We start from the raw sequence: 16,581 nt of genomic DNA on the forward strand, positions 1-16,581 counted from the left end.
CCGTCGGCTCAGTCGAAGAGGGCGACGAGTCCGTTCACCCAGATCGCGAGGGACCCGAGCCCCGCCACCAGACAGCCGGCGCCCGCCAGCGCCCCGCCGACCGTCCACGGCTCCAAGGGTGCCTCGTGCTCCCTTTCCAGGCCGCCCTGGTAGGAGGCGGGGACGTCCCGGTCGACGTGGTGTCCCCGTTCCTGGGCGCAGGCGGCCCGCACCGCGACCAGCTGTTCCTCCGCGAAGGCGGTGGCGGCCTTCGTCTCGGGGCCCCGCCAGGCGAGGGCTCTCATCTGCCGCCCGGGCGACCGGTACCGCGCCTCGAAGGCGGCGGTCTCGTCGGCGTTCCGGTCCTCTTCGAGGTACATCCAGCGACCGGCCTCGGCGGCGTCGCCGTAGAGCCGGTACACCTCGGCCAGGCGACGGCGGAGCGCCAGGTCGTGCGGGAAGGTGCGCTACCGAGATGTGCCCACGCTGACAGAAAGCTGGTCCGCCATGAGGGTTCCAGGGGAGCGCTCCGGTGAGGGAGGGGCCCGCGGCTCCGGCGGCGTGCCGGGCCGATCCTGGATGCCCGCGGCGCCGGCGGTACGCTCCGCCGGGTGACCAGCACCGACGCCCATGACGCTCAACTGAACCGCCTGTGGGGGGCCTTGTGCGCCTTCGCCGGCATCTTCCTTCTTCTGTGGGGGCTCTCCTGGGTCAACGCAGAGATCCTCGACGAAGACCTGCAGAATCGCTGCGCGGACCTCCGCACCGCGCGCTTCCCCTTCGAGAAGTCATGCGTGTCCGAGGACGGCACGGTCGAGGGCGCGAACGGTGTGCTCTTCGAAGGGGCTTTCTACGGTTCGCTGGTGGCGGCGGGGCTATGCCTGGGAACCGCGCTCGTGGCGGAGGCTGCGCGCAGGAAGTAGCTTCAGTGGGTAGGTCGTGGGTGGCGGCCCGTACCGGTCGACGCGCAGGTTCGGGAGCCGCTCAGCATGGATCAGCCGGTCTTCCTGACCGGTGCGCTACTGCGCGCGTGCTCGCGGCCGCTGAGCTCGGCGTCGAGTGCGTGCGAACACCTCGTCCGCGTCGGCGACGAACACGCGCAGCAGACTCGGCATGGCGGGCCACTCCGCGCGGCGGTCGAAGGCCAGCACGACGGTGTCGCCGACGCGGATCTCGGCGTGGCCGAGCGAACCGTCCTCGGTCAGCACCCGACCCGTCTCCTCGCCTCCGAACGCCCGGGTGACGAAGTCGAGGAAGGCTCCTGTGTCGTCGGTGACGACCCAGGGTGCGACGGTGGTGCAGCCCTCCGGCGTGGTGCTGGTCTGCTCCGGCATCATCGCGTTCCCTTTCGCTGCGGCTGCTGGGTGCTGACGGCGACGGCAGGCGGGAAGTAGGTCGGATCCTGTCCGCGGTCCTGAAACAGCTCTTGGCCCGTCTTCCTATGGGTACAGTCCGGCACGTCCGGACCGGTGATCAGTGGAGGGGGCGACGTGCTGGAGGTCGTGGCGCTGAGTGCGCTGACCGCGTTCTGGACCGCGGTGGGGAATGGCGCCGCCGGTGAAATGGGCAAGCAGCTGGCCCTGTCCCGCGCTCTCACGGATCTCGCCGAGACGCTGCACTACGCAGGCGACGACGGCGCGGCCCTGCGCCGGATCTCCGAGGCCGAGCGGCTGCTCAGTCCCACCGCGGGACCGCATCTGCGCTATCTCGCGGGCCTGCGCCAGCGCTGTACGGATGGCGGCCAGGGTCGGCGGTGACGGCCACGGGATGCACAGCGCCGCCGGCGTGGACACGAAGGACGATGCCACTCGCGGGGACGGAACGGCCCGCCGCCAGCCATGCGTGCAGCGCCGAGGCGGACGCGGCCGGGTCCACGTCGGCGCCGGGCTGCGGGGCCAGTCGGAACAGGCCGTGCTCCCGTGTGCGTACGAGACACCTGTCCGGCTCGCTCACATGGGCGGCGGCCGAGCAGGAGGGATAGAGACGCAGCGCTTCCTCGGTCCAGGAGGCCGCGCCGCCCAGGCGCACATCGTCCGCGGGGCCGTACTGGGTCACCACATCGGCCAGTTCCAGGACGGTCGGGTCGCGGGTGTCCTCGTGCACGGCGAGGTGGGTCTCGCCGGCGGCGTCATAGGAGTCGCAGGGCGGCGCGGTCGACCGGGTGAGGACGATGTCGGTGCCGCTGATCCGCGTACGTACCTGTAGGGGTGCCGTGCGGGCGGGCGGTTCGTGCGGGGGCAGCGGCAAGGGTTCCAGAAGCGCCGGCGGGGACGGTTCGGGCAGTGCGAGCAGCGCGTAGAAGTGGCGTCTGAGCAGCGCCGCCGACCGGCCGGGAGCCGACGTGATGAACTCGGCGCTGCCGGACCGCGGCCGATGTCCTGCGATGAGCCGGGTGAGTTGTGCTTCCAGTGGTCCGTACGGGTCGAGGCGGGGCGTCTGCTCGACGAATGCGGCGAGCGGCGCCCGGGGGTCCAGCTTTCCGCTGCCGGGCGCCGCTATCAGGACGGGGATGCCCGGGGCGGAGGCGTAATAGGACACGGCGCCGAAGTCGCCGATGACGGCATCGGCGGCGAGGAGGGCCTGGCGCCAGTGGTGCACGGGATCGATCAGGGTCAGCCCGCCGCGTACGGCCCGGTCGAGCCAGGCCTGTATCTGCCCCGGGCCGTGGCCGAACCAGATGTTCGGGTGCAGCACGGCGGCCAGGCGGTACGCGTCGGCGGGCAGCTCGGCGGGGAGCCGGGGAAGCAGGCTCGGCAGCACATCGCCTTGCCCGTCACCGAAGAGACCCTCCGGATTCCACGTGGAGTTGATGACCACGAGCCGTTGGCCACTTCGTACGCCCAGGGCGCGCCGGTAGCGGGCCCGGTACTTGCGGGCGGCGAGCATGCGGTCGAAGCAGGGGTCTCCGGCGAGGACAGCGGCGTCGACCATCTCGGGGCACACGCTGCGCAGCCGGTCCACCTGCTCGGGATGGGACAGCACGAGCCCGTCCACGAACGGCTTCCCATCGGTCAGAAGCCACTCCGCGGACAACCCGAAAGGCCGGCTCCCGGCGGAGCTTCTTAGTGTAGCCGACTCCGTGCGAGAGCACGCTCAACCTCCCTTGAATCAAGGGGAGTTGACCGCCGAAGCTGGCGGAGACCGCAAGATCCACCGGGGTGGCGAGAGCTTGCTCCCAGGGCAGTACAGGGAGTCCCAGCTCCGTGAAGAGTTCGCCGATGCCGCCTGGAAGGCGGAGGAGTCGGTCGACGTGACGAGCAGTTGGATGCGGAAGTCGTCATGGAACAGCGGCAGGATGTCGAGCAGGCGCCCGGCGGAGGTGACGTTGTGCACGACGAGCAGGACGCGGCGCCGGGGTGTCCGGCTGGTCCATCGTCCGGCACCGGGCCCGACCGGCACCCGGAGGGGCGACGACGCGACCGTCCTCACGCCTGGCTATCCTCACCCCGGTTCCACCATGGAACGATCACCCCAACCGCACCGTCCGGCCCACCCCTTCCGGGCAGCGCGGTCTTGGATGCGAACAAGCAGCGTGTGATCCTCTGTGGAGGCTTGGGACGGCGGTGACGTCCCTGGGGGGGGGACTTATGGAGCTGCTCGACCAACTGCCCGCTCTCATAGGAGTCGTGGTCGGCTCCCTCGGTTCATATGCCGCACAGAGCCGGACCGAGCACCGGCGCTGGAAACGGCAGCGCGAGGAACGCTGGGACGAGAAGCGTTTCGATACGTACAGCCGTTACGCGAACGCACTGAAGGCACAACTGCGGATCGCTCAGCGGATCGGTGCCGCCCGCGGATTCACGGATGTGGCCGATCCGCTCCAGCCGGACGACGGCCTGCCGCTGCTCGCCGAGGCGGAGTCACACCGTGCGACCGAGTGGGAGGCGGTCCTGCTGGTCGGAGACGCGGCGACCATCGCTGCGGCGCGGCGCTGGCACGAAACGGTCTGGACGATAGAACTCCTGGTGCGGGACGGATCGGCCGACCTGGAGGAGTGGACCACCGCCCACCGGTTGGCGAGCGCGGCGCGCGATGCCTTCTACGCGAGCGCGCGAGGGGATCTGGGCATCGGGGGTGCGCCCCCGCCCTCGGGGCAGTGGCCGCGGCAGTGGCGCGCCGAGCTCTCCCGATGAGCGCGCATGGGGTGTCCGGAGAGCCGTCGGCTCGCGGATAGGTAAGGCCTGTGAGGGGGTGCGGGGCCGGGCACCGCGACGCGGAGCAGTCGTGCCCAGGCCCCGCCCTCCGCTCGCTGGGGCGTTCGCCGGGTGCCGGGGGCCCGACGAGCGGCGGAGGGCGGAGGGCGGCGTTCCGCCGTTCGGTCGCGCGGCTACCTTCCCCGGGTGAAGCGAGCCAGAGGCACGGACGGTGCCGGGGTGCCGCGGAAGCGTGGCGGTGGCCGGTCCTGTGCTGCCGCGCTCGCCGAGGCGGCGGGCCTGGAGGTCTCCGGTCACTGCGCCCCGCACGTCCACGCGCACGCGGCCGCCGCCGTGCCCAACCTCCGGCATCTGGAGTGGTTCCACGACCACGTACGCGTCGAGCGGCTCCTGTTCGACGGCGTCCTGGCCCCGGCAGGCGGCACGATCAGCCCCGGCGCCGGGGGCGCGCCGGGCCTCGGCCTCGCCTTCCGCGACGAGGCCGCCGCCCGCTACCGGGTCTGAGCCCGCCGGTCGCGGGCGGCGCACTGGGGGCGAGGCGGCGCCAACCCGTCCGTTCGCCGGGGTGGGCCGCGCGCTCCCCACCTGGCTGCGCGATGATGGGGCCGTGATGAGCGAACGGACGAAGCCCGAGGTCGAGGTTCCGGCGGGGGAGGCGCCCGCCGAGCTGACGATCAGGGATCTCGTGGTCGGTGACGGGCCCGAAGCGCGGCCGGGCCGGGTCGTCCAGGTCCACTACGTGGGGGTCACGTTCGCGTCGGGCAAGGAGTTCGACTCCTCCTGGGAGCGGGACCGGCCGTTCAAGTTCGCCGTCGGCGGCGGCAAGGCGATCAAGGGCTGGGACCGCGGAGTCAGGGGAATGAAGGCCGGCGGCCGGCGCGAGATCATCGTCCCGCCGCGGCTCGGTTACGGCAAGCAGTCGCCCTCACCGTCGATCCCGGCGGGTTCGACCCTGATCTTCGTCGTGGACCTGCTCACGGTCGTCGGGGGGCCGCCCCAGTCCCCGGATTTCGCAAAGAAGTAGGTCAGCGGCGGATTCCGGCTCCGGCCGGTGGATCTTGGCCGGTAGGGTCACCCAGCGTCGACCACACGCACGACGGGGGAACTGGTCATGGGGAATCTGCTGTTCAACATATCCACCGCGGCACTCATGGTGCTGATGTTCAAGGCGGGTCTCGCGGCGCTCGGCCCGGACACGATCCCGGGACGGCGCGTCCCGTGGGCGGCCGCGGGCGTGCTCGCCGTGGCCCTGGCCGGAGTCCTCACCCAGTTCTGCTGGTCCGGGGCGATGAACGCGTTCGACGCCGACCCGGGCAGATCCGGGTGGTGGCGCGTGGTGACCTCCGTGTTTCTGCAGAACGGCGGTTTCCTGGGCGGGACTTGGAACATGGCCACTCTCGCCGTCATCGCGGCGCTGGCGGAGTGGTTCTGGGGCGGGCCGCTGATGCTCGTCCTCTTCGCGGCCGGGATCCTCCTTCCGCAGCACATCGACTCGCTCTTCCTGGACACGAGCCGCAGCACCGACCCCCGTAATTTCGTGGGCAGTTCGGGCGCCACCTACTTCCTCGCCGCGACCCTCACCGCCGCCCTGCTGCTGCGCACCACGGCCGGCAAGGAGCGGCTGCTTGCCGTCGCGGCCCCCGTCCTCGGCCTCGCGATGTGGATCGCGCAGGAGAACGGGCACGGCCTGGTCGTCGTCTACGGGTTCGCGCTGGGAGCCCTGGTATGGGCGCTCGGACGCCGGGTGATCCGGCCGGACCGCGACCTGGAGCGGGCGCCGTCGCGCACGGTGGGCTCGCTGACGGCCAGGATGCCCATGGTGGCGCGGCGCGGGCGTGCGGGCACACCGTGACATTTGTCCGGCCCGGCGCGCGACACCTGTCCTGCGGAAGGAAGGACGCATCGCTCTGCCCCGGCTGCCACTGCTCTTCCTAGACTCGTCGCATGGTCACCTCACACAAACCAGGACGGGACGACGTCTGGACCGGCGTCGTCGAGGACAAGTCGCGCGGCATGCTCGACGGGGCGAACATGTATCACTTCGTCGAACTCCGCCGGACCGACGGCGAGTCCATGAGAATCCGTGTCGACCGCCGGCTCTGGAAGTCGGTCGCTGTCGGCGACCGCCTGATCAAGGAGGCGGGCAGCGATCCGGTGAAGGGATGACTCCCACGCCGCGCGGCGGGCCGTCGGCGTAGCGGAGTCGTCGGTCGGCGGTTACTTGACCCTCGTGGTGTTCCACACGGGCAGGTGCTCGAAGACGGCGACGGCGTCCCCGCGCCAGTGCCGGCGCCAGGACGCCGCTTCGGCGGAGGCTTCTTCCGCGTACCGGTCGATGGCCGACTGCAACCGGCTGTGCACGTCGTGGCGGTAGGCGATGGAGCGAACGCGTTCGATGGTCCGCGGTGTGCAGGCGGGGTTCCCCAGAGCGGCCTTGACCGTGTCGTGCTCGTCCCCGTCCGTGGCGGCGAGCAGGTCGCGCACCGGGTAGGTGAGGCGCCCGGCCCGCAGGTCGCCGCCGAGCGGCTTGCCGGTGACGTCCGGGTCGCCGAACAGGTCCAGGTAGTCGTCACGCATCTGGCCGCTGAGTCCGGCCAGCGTGGCATAGCGGTGCAGGCTCCGCTCGTGCCCGGCCAGCTCCTCACCCGCGGCCAGCAGCCCCAGGCGCAGCGGGGCGAGCAGGGAGTACCGGGTCGTCTTGTACTCGCACACGGTCTCCAGCAGGCCATCGTCCGCCGGGGAGACCACGTCCCGTTCGAGGTCGAGGATCTGGCCGACGACGGTATCGGTCGTCACGGCGAGCTGGACGTCGAGCAGGGCCTGCTTGCGCGCGGCGGGGAGATCCGCCTCGAACAGCACGCGCAGCGCCAGGAAACCGGCGAGATCACCCACCATCATGGCCAGGCCCAGCGCCGTCTGCGGATGTCCGGGCAGGTCCTCGCGGCACGCGTAGTACGCCGAGGGCCCGCCGCGGCGCACGGGCGAGTCGTCGATGATGTCGTCAAGGACGAGCGCGTGGCTGTGGAGCAGCTCAAGACTGAGCGCGGCCTCCAGCAACCCGGGCACGTCCTCATCCGTGACGAGGCGGGCCGCCTCATAGAGCAAGGCGACCCGGATACGTTTCCCGCCGCGCAGCGACAAGTCCGCCAGGAGCTCCAGACACCGGGGTGTGAAACGACCCAGGCGCGCCCCGTCGAGGTTCCCGGCGAGTTCCGCGAAGTACTTCTCGAACGCCGCGTCGAAACGCTGCTGGTGCTGCGCGGCACGCTGCAAGGCGGTCAGGGCACTGCTGTTCATCTGTGTTCGGACCGGCCTTACTCATGGTTGCCAACGGTGCATGTCGGGGAACAGCCTGCCAGGAGGCGGTCCGCCCGCTGCTACGCGCCCCACTGCCCGCACCATGCGCCGCCGTGTGGACCGCTTCAGGCGAAGTCCGCCGCGGTCATGCCCGCGGGGTGCGCGGACCCGTCTCGTCCGACTGCCCCGCCCGCAGCAGGGCTTGGGTCGCGCCTGCCCCGTGCACCATGACCGGCCTCTCTCCCGCGGCCGCGCGTGCCTGGCGGGCGCACTCCTCGACATCGGTGACGAAGCGCGCGTGGCCCGGTGGTACGTCCCCGTCGTCCACCTGGTGGGTGAGGGCGAAGATCGGCACCCCGTCGTGGTGGCTGCCGTGCCGGCGCCCGGCGAGTTCGAACGTGCGGTGGCCGGCGCTCACCGCGCCGGTGGCCGACGCCTCGCGGTAGACCTGGCCGCCCACCTCTCCATCCTCGTGCCGGGATCGGATCCGGCGTCATCGCGACGCGGCACCGGGGCACCGGGCTCACGCAGGGATGACTGCGGGCACCCGACCGCCTCACCCCACCGACCCCATTCGCCCCCTCTTCTCCAGAACGGGCCGTTTCATGGACAGGGTGCGGGTATGCCCCGAGACTGTGCGCATGTTTCATCAGGGAGCGGACAGGAATCCGCACGAGCACGTGCTCGCCGCCGATCTCGCACAGACCGCGGCGGCGCTCCGGCAACAGTTCCCCAAGCTGACCATCGACGGAAACCTCAGCGGGGCGGACGACCTCTTCTGGACGACGCGAGTCCGCCGCGGGACAGCGCCGTTGTCCGTCGTCGACCTCCTCACCACACTGCTCGGATTCCTCGGCACCGAGCAACGCGTCGGCATCGACGTGCGGTTCGTCTCCGAGGGGATCGTCGCCGAGGGCCTGCCCGGCGCGGGGCAGAGCAAGGGCATACGGCTCATGATCGGCGGCAAGGTCCCGCTCTCCGCGAGCGACAAGCTGAAGCGGCCGTTCTCCCTCAACCAGGTCTACCGGCCGGGCGCCACCGGCCTGGAGCTCTACCTGGAGGCCGTGGTCGCGCCGCAGCACGGACGTCAGTACACCCAACTGCTGCTCTCGCACGCGCAAGACCTCGGCGTCACCCGGTTCGCCCTGCTCGCCTCCATGATCGGCGGCAGCCAGGAAGGCGTCTTCGCCTGGGCCAGGTACGGGTTCGTGCCCCTGCAAGAGTCGTGGGACGACATGCGGCGCTCAGGGCTCGCCGTGCTGGCCGGGGACCCCGAGGAGCTGCGGGCCCACAACGCCGAACTGCGCGACATCCTGCTCGACCCCGCGCCGAAGGCCCTGCGACGGCTCGTCCACCGCTCCTGGCAATGGCAGGGCGCGACGGTCGACTTCCTGAACAGGGTGCTCGTCGCGCACGTGAACTGGCAGGCGGAGCTGGACCTCGCGGACCAGCCGGGCTGCCGCTGGCTGCGGACGTACGCGCAACTGACCAAGGCGTCGGACCACCTGGACCAGTTCACCCCGTTGCTGCCCGCCCCGTCCGCACACCTCGTCCCGCCCCCGGCACTGGTGGCGGAGCCGGTCGCCGCCGACGACTCCGAGGAGGACGGCAACCCCTTCGGACTCGACGAGGACACGGAGGTGTCCCTGCTGGTCGCGAACATCGAGAGCGGAGACGCCACCTTCGAGGAGATCGAGGAGGAGTACGGCCCTAAACGCCCCGACGTCGTGGCGAAGGTGCGCGCGGCCCTGCACAAGTGACGGCGACGAGGAGCCCGCGGCGCGCCCGACCCCTTAGCCTCGCTCAACTTGGCTTTACCTATAGGGCGTTGATCAACCCGCGCCCTGCCTGGGACCGTGACGGCGAGTCACTATCGCTTCGTCGTCTTCTCCCAGGAGTCCAGTCGTGCCCACACTTGAGCAGGTGAGCTTCCCCGGAAGCGCGGGGAAGCTCGCCGGCCATCTCTTTCTGTCCGACGCCGCCGTGACCGGTCCGGTAGCGGGTGTCGTGATCGCCGGGACCTGGACCTCCGTGAAGGAGCAGATGGCGGACCGGTACGCCGAGGAACTGGCCCGGCGCGGATTCGCCGCCCTCGCCTTCGACTTCACCGGTTACGGCGCATCGGACGGGGAGCCGCGCGACTACGAGTCAGCGGAGCTGAAGACCCGTGACCTGCGCGCGGCCGTCGACTTCCTCACGGCACACCCCGCGGTGGGGGAGCGGGAGGCGGGGCTGCTCGGCGTGTGCGCCGGAGCGATGTACGCGAGCGCGGCCGCCGCCGAGGACTCCCGGGTGCGCTCCCTCGCCCTGGTGGCGCCCTGGCTGCACGACCGCCGCATCTGCGAGGAGAACTACGGCGGGCCGGACGGCGTCGCGGCGAAGAAGGCCGCGGCGGCCGCGGCCCGGCGACAGTACGAGGAGACCGGCGAGGTCGCCTACGTACCGGTGGTCAGCGGCAGCGACCCGGACGCGGCCATGCCCTTCGACATCGACTTCTACCTCGACCCCGAGCGCGGCGGGATCCCCGGCTGGCCCAACCGGTACGCCCTCATGGCCTGGTCGGAGTGGCTGGACCTGGACGCTGTCGCGGTCGCGCCGCGCGTGACCGCCCCCACGCTCCTGGTGCACAGCGAGGACGCGGCGATCCCGGACGGCGCCCGTCGCTTTCACGCGGCACTGGCTGGAGCGGGTGACTTCCTGTGGACGGACGGAAGCCAGTTCGACTTCTACGACCAGGCACGGCAGGTGGGCCTCGCGGCCGACGCGGTGTCCGAGCACTTCGCCCGCACGCTGTGACCCTCCCCGACACCCGTACAGCCCCCGGCACCGGCAGGGGCGAGAACGTGGCGAATGCCAAGAAGAGCGCTGAGAACGGGAGACCCGTGGAAACACCCGAGTCCGTCGTCACCAAGTACATGGTCGCGGAGGTGTGCACCCGGATGGCCGTGCACGCGGACCGCCGCGAATGGGAGCCGCTCGGCGCTCTGTTCGCCGACAAGGTGCTGCTCGATTACACGAGTCTGGGCGGGGGCGGGCCGGTCAGTCTCTCCCCGCGGGAGATCATCGACGCCTGGTCCGCGACGCTCGGCGGCTACGACTCCACCCAGCACCTGGTCACCAATCAGCTCGTGGACCTCGCCGGGGACCGCGCCGTCTGCACCGCACAGTTCCAGGCCACGCACCGGCTGGCCGCCGCCCACGGCGCGCCGCTGTGGACGCTCGGCGGGTCCTACCGCTGGGAGCTGGCCCGGACCGGCGGCCGGTGGCTGATCGACACCGTCGTCATGACAGCGGTCTGGGGCGACGGCAACCAGGAGCTGTCCGCACGGGCGGGCGGCCGACGGTGACCACCTCCCCGGCCCGCCCGGTGTCGTCCGCCGCCGGCCCACCGGGCGCGGCGCGAGGCGGCCGGGGCGTGGTGCTCGGCGCCGCGCTGCTGGGCTTCTTCCTGATCTCCCTGGACGCCCTGATCGTCACGGTCGCGCTCCCCGACATCGGCCGCGGTCTCGGAGGCGGGATGACCGGCCTGCAGTGGGTGGTGGACGGCTACACGCTGATGTTCGCCGCGCTGATGCTCTCCGCGGGCGCGCTGTCCGACCGGGTCGGCGCGAGCCGCGCGTTCGGCGGCGGTCTCGTGCTCTTCGTCCTGGCCTCGATGGCGTGCGGGTTCGCGCCCGGGCTCGCCGTACTGGTCGTCGCCCGGCTGGTGCAGGGCGCCGCGGCCGCCGTCATGATGCCGGCGTCGCTGGCGCTGGTCCGGCAGGGCTACCGCGACCGGGCCGAGCGGTCGCGGGCGATCGCGGTGTGGACGGTGGGCGGCGCGGTCGCGGTCGCGGCCGGACCCGTGGTCGGCGGGGCGCTGACCGCCACGGCCGGCTGGCGGTGGATCTTCTTCGTCAATCTGCCGGCCGCCCTGCTCGCCCTGGCCCTGCTCGCCCGCGTCCCGCGCTCGCCGCGGCTGCCGGCACGGCTGGACGGGGTCGGACAGGTGACGGCGGTTCTCGCGCTGGGCGGGCTGACGTACGGGGTGATCGAAGGCGGCGCGGAGGGGTTCGGCCGGCCGACGGTGCTCGCGTCGCTGCTGGTGGCCGTGGCAGCGGCCGTCGCCTTCCTCCTCGCACAGGCCAGGGGGAGCCGTCCGATGCTGCCGCTGCCGCTGTTCCGTACGCGGGTGGTGGCGGTCTCGCTCGTCGTGGGTTTCATGCTCAACGCGGCTTACTACGGTGGGGTGTTCGTCTTCAGTCTGTATCTGCAACAGGAACGGGGGCAGTCGGCGTTGCAGGCCGGCGTGCTGTTCATCCCGATGACGGCGCTGGTCGCGGTGGTGAACCTGGCCTCGGCGCGGCTCGCGGCGCGGTTCGGGCCGCGGGTGCCGCTGATCGCGGGGCAACTGGTCGCGGTGGCAGGGTTGTTGACACTGCCCGTGGTCGACGGACGGACCGGGGTGTGGGTGGTGGCGGCCCTGATGGTGCCGGTCGGCCTCGGCGGCGCGCTGGCGGTGCCGGCGCTGACCGCCATGCTCCTCGACGTCGTACCGGCGGACCGGGCGGGCACGGCGGGGGCCGTCCTCAACACCGCGCGGCAGGTCGGCGGGGCGATCGCGGTGGCGGTGTACGGGGCGCTGCTGGCGGGCGCGGGCACGTTCCTGAGCGGCATGCGGTGGAGCGTGCTGCTCGCGGCGAGCGGACTCGTGGTGACGGCCGTGGCGACCCTGACGTTGCCCCGGTCCGGAAAGTGGCCGCCCGAGGCGGAGGCGGCGTGATGTGAGGGGTGGCGGGGGAGCCGGGCCGGGCGTCGCGAGGTGGGCCGGCGAATCCGGTGGTGGAGGCCGGGCGTCGCGGTGGAGACCCGGCGGGACTGGAGGGGCTCGGGTCGGGCGGCCCGCGGAGTTCGCGAGGCCGGGCGGGGGCCGACCGGTGTGTCATGTCGGGGGTCCCGGTCGCGGGGGAGCGAGTTCGACGGTGGCGCGGATCAGGGCCTGGAGGCCGGGCCGCATGTCCTGCTCTCGCCACATCAGCGCGTACTCGACCGGCGGCGCATCGCTGAAGGGGACATACGCGACGTCGGGCCGGTGGTGGTACCGCGCGGCGCGCAGGGCGGCCACGGTGGCGCCCCGGCCCGCGCCCACCAGGGAGAGCACACCCTCCCAGTCGGACGCCGCCGGACCCTGCTCGATCGGCCGCCCCGCAGGTGTGCGCCGGGGGAAGTGTGCCGCGCGCCAGACGGGAGACACCTGGCGCGCCGTGACCAGGGGAATGGCGGCGAAGTCCTCCAGGGTCACGGTTTCCCGGTCCGCGAGGGCGTGCGACGCGGGTACGACGAGGGCACGTCGCTCGGTGAACAGGACGGGGCCCACCGTGACGCCGGGGTCCTCGACGGGCGGCTCCGCGATCACGAGTTCGACCTCCCCGTCCCGCAACCGCGCGACCGGGGAGTGATACGTGGCGCTCTGCAACTCGACCTGGCAGCGCGGATAGCGGCGGGAGAACAGGTCGGCGGCCCGCACCAGGAGATCTCCGCACCACGGCGCGGTGAAATCGACCCGCAGGACGCCGCTGATCTCCTCGAACGCGGCCCGCGCATCCGCCACGGCCTGCTGTATCCGCTGGTAGGCCGGGAGCAGTTCGTCGCGGAGGCGTCGTCCGACGGGCGTGAGGACCACGCGGCGGCTGCTGCGCTCGAACAACGTGCCGCCGACCCGCCGCTCCAGCGCCTTGACCGTCTGACTGACCCGGCCGGGCGAGACCCGCAGCCGCTCCGCGGTCCGGGCGAAGTGCAACTCCTCGGCCAGCGCGAGAAACGTCTCGATCTCGTGCCGCTCCAGCATGCTCCCCCCTCCGCGGGCCGCGGCGCGTACCCCGCGACCTCACCGCCGCCCCGTCCGGCCCCGTCCCGGATCGCGGGCGGGCCCGACGATAGGCCGCGCCCCGCACCCCGGTCCAGCCGCTCCAGGTGGCACCGGTGTGCCGCCCGGCAACGGAGAGACGCGGAGACCCGTGGCCGGTGACGCCCCGGTCTCCGCGCACACTCGCCCCGCATCTCTCAGTACTGCGGGACAGCGGCCCCGGCCCGCACCCGGCGTGTGGCGCTGCGGTAGGTGGAGATCCCCACCGCCAGCATCCAGTAACTGAGCACGGCGCCCATCAGGGCGGTGGTGCCCCAGCCGTTCGCCGCGTAGAAGTGCGCCGGGTCGTTGCCGAAGAACAGCGACGGCACGAAGGCCAGGTTGACCGCGGCCAGAACGTACGCCGAGCGGCCGGTCCAGGCCGGCAGCAGGTGCGTACGGCGGAGGGCGTAGCCCACCGAGGCCAGGAAGAGGGCGAGCAGGACGCGGCCGATCGATCCGTAGAGGATGTAGGTGCCGCTGACCGTGATGGTCGGGTCGATCGCCCGGTCCGCGGCGATCACCGCGCCGGCCTCCAGTCCGCTGGAGACCAGGGTGACCGTCGCGTAGACCAGGCCGGTGGCGAAGGCGAGGGTGCCGGCCCACTCATGGGCGGGGCCGACCCGCTTGACCAGTTCGCGGAAGGCGGTCACGAACACGATCAGGCCGGCCAGCGCGACGATGCCGGTCAACAGCCTGGCCAGGACATTCACGTCCGGCGGCGGCCCGGAGTAGAGGAAGTACAGCGGTACTTCGACGATGAGGGCGGCCGCGGTGGCGATACCGGCGAGGCCGGTCAGGCGCCGGGCGGTGGTCTCGTGCACTGTGTCCTCCCGAGGACGGCGGGGCGGGCCTCTCGACGGCCCGCCTCCGGTACGTGCATCGTGTCGCGCGCGACGCCGCGGGTCGCTGGGGTTGGACACCCGCCCGGGGTGGACCCACCACCACCCGGGCAAGGGGTACGAAACCACCGGGCCGCGCCGCTGCCGACGTGGCCCGCCGGGTCAGCCCACACCCAGCCGGGACAGCGCCCGCACAGCCGCCGCCGCCATCGCCCGGGCACCCGCGTCCGACGGATGGAAGCCGTCACCGCTGTCGTGCGCGGGCGCGAGGCGCGTCGGCTCGTCCGGGTCGGCGAGTGCGGCGGCGAAGTCGACTACGGGGACGTCCTGTTGGGCGGCGAGCGTCTTGTTCACCGTCGTCCGCAGATGCTCGGAGGCCGGTTCCTGGAACACCGGAAGCTCACCCGTGCCGAACGGCGGCACGGTGCCCAGGATCGGCCGCAACCCGCGCTCGCGGGCCCGCGCCGCCAGGGCGAGCAGGGTGTCCGACAGCTCCTGCGGGGCCGGCTGGTCACCGCCGTACAGGGACGGCAGCGCGATGTCGTTGGTGCCGCCGAGGATGATCACATGGGTGGCCTCGGGCACCGCGTCCAGCACCGTGGTGAACCGCTCGGCCATCGGCACGCCGTACCCCTCGACCCGTACCCGGTTCGCACCGAGCCCCGCGTTGAGCACCACCGTCCCCGTGCCGGCGAGCGCGCGCCGCAGATGGTCCGGGTAGCGCTCCTCGCCGTCGACGGACGTGCCGTCGCCCCGGGTGATGGAGTCACCGAACGCCACCACGACCGTGCGCGGCCGCTCCTCGTCCACGAGCACCTGGGTGAGCCAGTACAGCGACGTGAACTCCTCGTCACCGGCCGAACCGGTGCGCTGGGCCGAGTGCAGATAGGTGGGGGTGGGTGCCCCGTCCGCGACGCGCGCCGTCACGACGAGTTCGTCTCCCGCCTCGACCGGCAGTCCGACCTCCTCGCCCGCCTCGACGGCGCCGGCGGGAATCTCCCACCGTCCGAGCCGCCGCTCGCCCCGCGTCCCGCTGACCGTCAACTCGTGGAACACCAACGGGCTTTCACCGTGCGCGTTGCTGAACACGAGCCGCAGGGAGCGGCCGCCGCGAGCCAGCCGCACCGTCTGCCGTACGGTCCGCCCCGACAGGTCGAGCGGCACCGGCAGGAACGGCAGGCGTTCGTCGGGGGCCGCGAGGGCGGCGAAGTGTGCGGTGGTCCAGGTCGGCCGTGTCATGTGAGTCCCCCCGCAGAGCGTGATGTGTGCGCTCTACGACAACCGCGGCGGCGCGGTAATTCCCGACGGGCGCGAATCTTCATGTCCGCGCGGCTCCGGGCGGACCGGGACCGTGAGGGCCGTGCCGGTTCGGGTGACTGCGAGGAGTCCGGCGCGGTGGCCGCCGTGTCCACTTGACTTGGAGTCCGCTCCAATTCGTAGCGTGCGGGCATGAGCACTGCACAGCACAAGATCGGCTCGGGGTTCGGAGCCCACAGCACCGCGGACGAGGTCCTCGACGGCATCGACCTCTCCGGCAAGCTCGCGCTCGTCACCGGCGGCTACTCGGGCATCGGTCTGGAGACCACCCGGTCCCTGGCCCGGGCCGGAGCGCACGTCGTGGTTCCGGCGCGGCGCCCGGAGTCCGCCCGGGAGGCGCTGGCCGGGATCGACGGCGTGGAGACGGACGAGCTGGACCTCGGCGACCTGGAGAGCGTACGGGCGTTCGCCGAGCGGTTCCTCGCCTCCGGCCGCACCGTCGACATCGTCATCGACAGCGCCGGCATCATGGCCTGCCCGGAGACCCGGGTCGGCCCCGGCTGGGAAGCCCAGTTCGCGACCAACCACCTCGGGCACTTCGCCCTGGTCAACCGGGTGTGGCCGGCGATCGAGGCGGGCGGCGCGCGGGTCGTCTCCGTCTCCTCCACCGGCCATCACGCGTCCGGCATCCGCTGGGACGACGTGCACTGGAACACCGGCTACGACAAGTGGGGGGCGTACGGGCAGGCGAAGACGGCGAACGTGCTGTTCGCCGTCGAACTCGACCGCCTCGGCCGGGACCGCGGTGTCCGCGCCTTCGCGCTGCACCCCGGCGGCATCCTGACGCCCCTCCAGCGGCACCTGCCCAAGGAGGAGATGGTCGAGCGCGGCTGGATCGACGAGACCGGCAGGATCCTGCACCCGGAGAGCTTCAAGACGCCGCAGCAGGGCGCGGCCACCCAGGTGTGGGCCGCGACGTCGCCGCAGTTGGACGGGGTGGGCGGGGTCTACCTGGAGGACTGCGACGTCGCCGAGCCCGCGCCGGTGGACGGAGCCCGCACCGGTGTCATGCCTTACGCGATCGACCCGGGGGAGGCCAGGCGCCTGTGGGCCCTGTCCGCGGAGCTGACCGGGGTGAACGCCTTCGCCTGACCGCGCGCGAACCCGG

Annotated in this window: 18 protein-coding genes and 3 pseudogenes; 12 read left to right on the forward strand and 9 right to left on the reverse strand. The window is 72.3% G+C overall.

Annotation, left to right across the window (positions count from 1 at the left end; all coding sequences use genetic code 11):
* Positions 1 to 8: 8 nt before the first annotated feature.
* Positions 9 to 443 (reverse strand): annotated as a pseudogene (locus tag ABZY33_RS12510) (DUF6584 family protein); the annotation flags it as partial.
* Between the two features lie 147 nt (positions 444 to 590).
* Between ABZY33_RS12510 and ABZY33_RS12515 the strand changes: the two are divergent.
* On the forward strand, positions 591 to 902 hold the full coding sequence (locus ABZY33_RS12515) for a hypothetical protein (protein WP_356491499.1): 312 nt from the start codon (positions 591 to 593) through the stop codon (positions 900 to 902).
* A 96-nt stretch (positions 903 to 998) separates the two neighbouring features.
* Here the strand turns inward: ABZY33_RS12515 and ABZY33_RS12520 are convergent, their stop codons facing one another.
* Positions 999 to 1,313, reverse strand: a complete 315-nt coding sequence (locus tag ABZY33_RS12520; RefSeq protein ID WP_356491500.1) for a VOC family protein — start codon at positions 1,311 to 1,313, stop codon at positions 999 to 1,001.
* Between the two features lie 135 nt (positions 1,314 to 1,448).
* Between ABZY33_RS12520 and ABZY33_RS12525 the strand changes: the two genes are divergently transcribed.
* The gene (locus tag ABZY33_RS12525; protein WP_356491501.1) at positions 1,449 to 1,736 is read left to right on the forward strand and encodes a hypothetical protein; all 288 of its coding nucleotides are present in this window, start codon (positions 1,449 to 1,451) and stop codon (positions 1,734 to 1,736) included.
* Here the strand turns inward: ABZY33_RS12525 and ABZY33_RS12530 are convergent.
* Both ABZY33_RS12530 and ABZY33_RS12535 read right to left on the reverse strand, forming a co-directional pair.
* Complete coding sequence (locus ABZY33_RS12530) at positions 1,654 to 2,973, reverse strand: hypothetical protein (protein WP_356491502.1); 1,320 nt, start codon at positions 2,971 to 2,973, stop codon at positions 1,654 to 1,656. The two genes, ABZY33_RS12525 and ABZY33_RS12530, sit on opposite strands and share 83 nt — an antisense overlap.
* Positions 2,974 to 3,087: 114 nt before the next feature.
* Positions 3,088 to 3,408 (reverse strand): hypothetical protein, encoded by a 321-nt coding sequence (locus ABZY33_RS12535; protein ID WP_356491503.1) that lies wholly within the window; start codon positions 3,406 to 3,408, stop codon positions 3,088 to 3,090.
* A 158-nt stretch (positions 3,409 to 3,566) separates the two neighbouring features.
* On the opposite strand from ABZY33_RS12535, the gene ABZY33_RS12540 reads away from it, so the two are divergent.
* The 5 genes and pseudogenes from ABZY33_RS12540 (at position 3,567) to ABZY33_RS12560 (ending at position 6,299) form a co-directional block, all read left to right on the forward strand.
* Positions 3,567 to 4,112, forward strand: coding sequence for a hypothetical protein (locus ABZY33_RS12540; protein ID WP_356491504.1), 546 nt, complete (start codon positions 3,567 to 3,569; stop codon positions 4,110 to 4,112).
* A gap of 273 nt (positions 4,113 to 4,385) precedes the next feature.
* Positions 4,386 to 4,637: pseudogene (locus ABZY33_RS12545) on the forward strand (enolase C-terminal domain-like protein); the annotation flags it as partial.
* 106 nt (positions 4,638 to 4,743) lie between these two features.
* Positions 4,744 to 5,157 carry an FKBP-type peptidyl-prolyl cis-trans isomerase gene (locus tag ABZY33_RS12550; RefSeq protein ID WP_356491505.1) on the forward strand — a complete coding sequence of 138 codons (414 nt, stop codon included), beginning with the start codon at positions 4,744 to 4,746 and terminating at the stop codon, positions 5,155 to 5,157.
* 87 nt (positions 5,158 to 5,244) lie between these two features.
* Entirely contained in the window at positions 5,245 to 5,985 is a 741-nt protein-coding gene (locus ABZY33_RS12555) for a hypothetical protein (protein ID WP_356491506.1), read from the forward strand.
* A 92-nt stretch (positions 5,986 to 6,077) separates the two neighbouring features.
* Positions 6,078 to 6,299 (forward strand): hypothetical protein, encoded by a 222-nt coding sequence (locus tag ABZY33_RS12560; protein WP_356491507.1) that lies wholly within the window; start codon positions 6,078 to 6,080, stop codon positions 6,297 to 6,299.
* Between the two features lie 51 nt (positions 6,300 to 6,350).
* Here ABZY33_RS12560 and ABZY33_RS12565 read toward each other — a convergent pair whose 3' ends face one another.
* A complete protein-coding gene (locus tag ABZY33_RS12565) occupies positions 6,351 to 7,430 on the reverse strand; it encodes a polyprenyl synthetase family protein (RefSeq protein ID WP_356491508.1) in 1,080 nt (359 codons plus the stop codon).
* Between the two features lie 172 nt (positions 7,431 to 7,602).
* Positions 7,603 to 7,884: pseudogene (locus ABZY33_RS12570) on the reverse strand (dihydrofolate reductase); the annotation flags it as partial.
* Positions 7,885 to 8,071: 187 nt separating this feature from the next.
* Here ABZY33_RS12570 and ABZY33_RS12575 point away from each other — a divergent pair.
* From ABZY33_RS12575 to ABZY33_RS12590, 4 genes are all read left to right on the forward strand, one after another.
* The gene (locus ABZY33_RS12575; RefSeq protein WP_356491509.1) at positions 8,072 to 9,190 is read left to right on the forward strand and encodes a hypothetical protein; all 1,119 of its coding nucleotides are present in this window, start codon (positions 8,072 to 8,074) and stop codon (positions 9,188 to 9,190) included.
* 145 nt (positions 9,191 to 9,335) lie between these two features.
* Complete coding sequence (locus ABZY33_RS12580) at positions 9,336 to 10,226, forward strand: alpha/beta fold hydrolase (RefSeq protein ID WP_356491510.1); 891 nt, start codon at positions 9,336 to 9,338, stop codon at positions 10,224 to 10,226.
* An 86-nt stretch (positions 10,227 to 10,312) separates the two neighbouring features.
* Complete coding sequence (locus tag ABZY33_RS12585; protein ID WP_356491511.1) at positions 10,313 to 10,777, forward strand: nuclear transport factor 2 family protein; 465 nt, start codon at positions 10,313 to 10,315, stop codon at positions 10,775 to 10,777.
* Between the two features lie 68 nt (positions 10,778 to 10,845).
* Entirely contained in the window at positions 10,846 to 12,192 is a 1,347-nt protein-coding gene (locus ABZY33_RS12590; RefSeq protein WP_356491602.1) for an MFS transporter, read from the forward strand.
* Between the two features lie 159 nt (positions 12,193 to 12,351).
* On the opposite strand, the gene ABZY33_RS12595 is transcribed toward ABZY33_RS12590, so the two are convergent.
* From ABZY33_RS12595 to ABZY33_RS12605, 3 genes are all read right to left on the reverse strand, one after another.
* Positions 12,352 to 13,257 (reverse strand): LysR family transcriptional regulator, encoded by a 906-nt coding sequence (locus tag ABZY33_RS12595; RefSeq protein WP_356491512.1) that lies wholly within the window; start codon positions 13,255 to 13,257, stop codon positions 12,352 to 12,354.
* A 215-nt stretch (positions 13,258 to 13,472) separates the two neighbouring features.
* Positions 13,473 to 14,138, reverse strand: a complete 666-nt coding sequence (locus tag ABZY33_RS12600) for a hypothetical protein (protein ID WP_356491513.1) — start codon at positions 14,136 to 14,138, stop codon at positions 13,473 to 13,475.
* A 180-nt stretch (positions 14,139 to 14,318) separates the two neighbouring features.
* A complete protein-coding gene (locus tag ABZY33_RS12605; RefSeq protein ID WP_356491514.1) occupies positions 14,319 to 15,395 on the reverse strand; it encodes a GDSL-type esterase/lipase family protein in 1,077 nt (358 codons plus the stop codon).
* A gap of 210 nt (positions 15,396 to 15,605) precedes the next feature.
* Between ABZY33_RS12605 and ABZY33_RS12610 the strand changes: the two genes are divergently transcribed.
* Positions 15,606 to 16,565: an SDR family NAD(P)-dependent oxidoreductase gene (locus tag ABZY33_RS12610; protein WP_356491515.1), complete on the forward strand. Its 960-nt coding sequence runs from the start codon at positions 15,606 to 15,608 to the stop codon at positions 16,563 to 16,565.
* The last annotated feature ends 16 nt before the right edge of the window (positions 16,566 to 16,581 follow it).

It is taken from the genome of Streptomyces sp. NPDC006552 (genome assembly GCF_040611655.1).
Lineage (GTDB): Bacteria > Actinomycetota > Actinomycetes > Streptomycetales > Streptomycetaceae > Streptomyces.

What these genes read in the sequence shown, in the direction of transcription:
- ABZY33_RS12560 (WP_356491507.1), top strand. Translation starts at nt 6,078, where the DNA reads ATGGTCACCTCACACAAACCAGGACGGGACGACGTCTGGACCGGCGTC.
- ABZY33_RS12605 (WP_356491514.1), bottom strand. Translation starts at nt 15,395, where the DNA reads ATGACACGGCCGACCTGGACCACCGCACACTTCGCCGCCCTCGCGGCC.
- ABZY33_RS12520 (WP_356491500.1), bottom strand. Translation starts at nt 1,313, where the DNA reads ATGCCGGAGCAGACCAGCACCACGCCGGAGGGCTGCACCACCGTCGCA.
- ABZY33_RS12550 (WP_356491505.1), top strand. Translation starts at nt 4,744, where the DNA reads ATGAGCGAACGGACGAAGCCCGAGGTCGAGGTTCCGGCGGGGGAGGCG.
- ABZY33_RS12575 (WP_356491509.1), top strand. Translation starts at nt 8,072, where the DNA reads ATGTTTCATCAGGGAGCGGACAGGAATCCGCACGAGCACGTGCTCGCC.
- ABZY33_RS12540 (WP_356491504.1), top strand. Translation starts at nt 3,567, where the DNA reads ATGGAGCTGCTCGACCAACTGCCCGCTCTCATAGGAGTCGTGGTCGGC.
- ABZY33_RS12610 (WP_356491515.1), top strand. Translation starts at nt 15,606, where the DNA reads ATGAGCACTGCACAGCACAAGATCGGCTCGGGGTTCGGAGCCCACAGC.
- ABZY33_RS12595 (WP_356491512.1), bottom strand. Translation starts at nt 13,257, where the DNA reads ATGCTGGAGCGGCACGAGATCGAGACGTTTCTCGCGCTGGCCGAGGAG.
- ABZY33_RS12565 (WP_356491508.1), bottom strand. Translation starts at nt 7,430, where the DNA reads ATGAACAGCAGTGCCCTGACCGCCTTGCAGCGTGCCGCGCAGCACCAG.
- ABZY33_RS12555 (WP_356491506.1), top strand. Translation starts at nt 5,245, where the DNA reads ATGGGGAATCTGCTGTTCAACATATCCACCGCGGCACTCATGGTGCTG.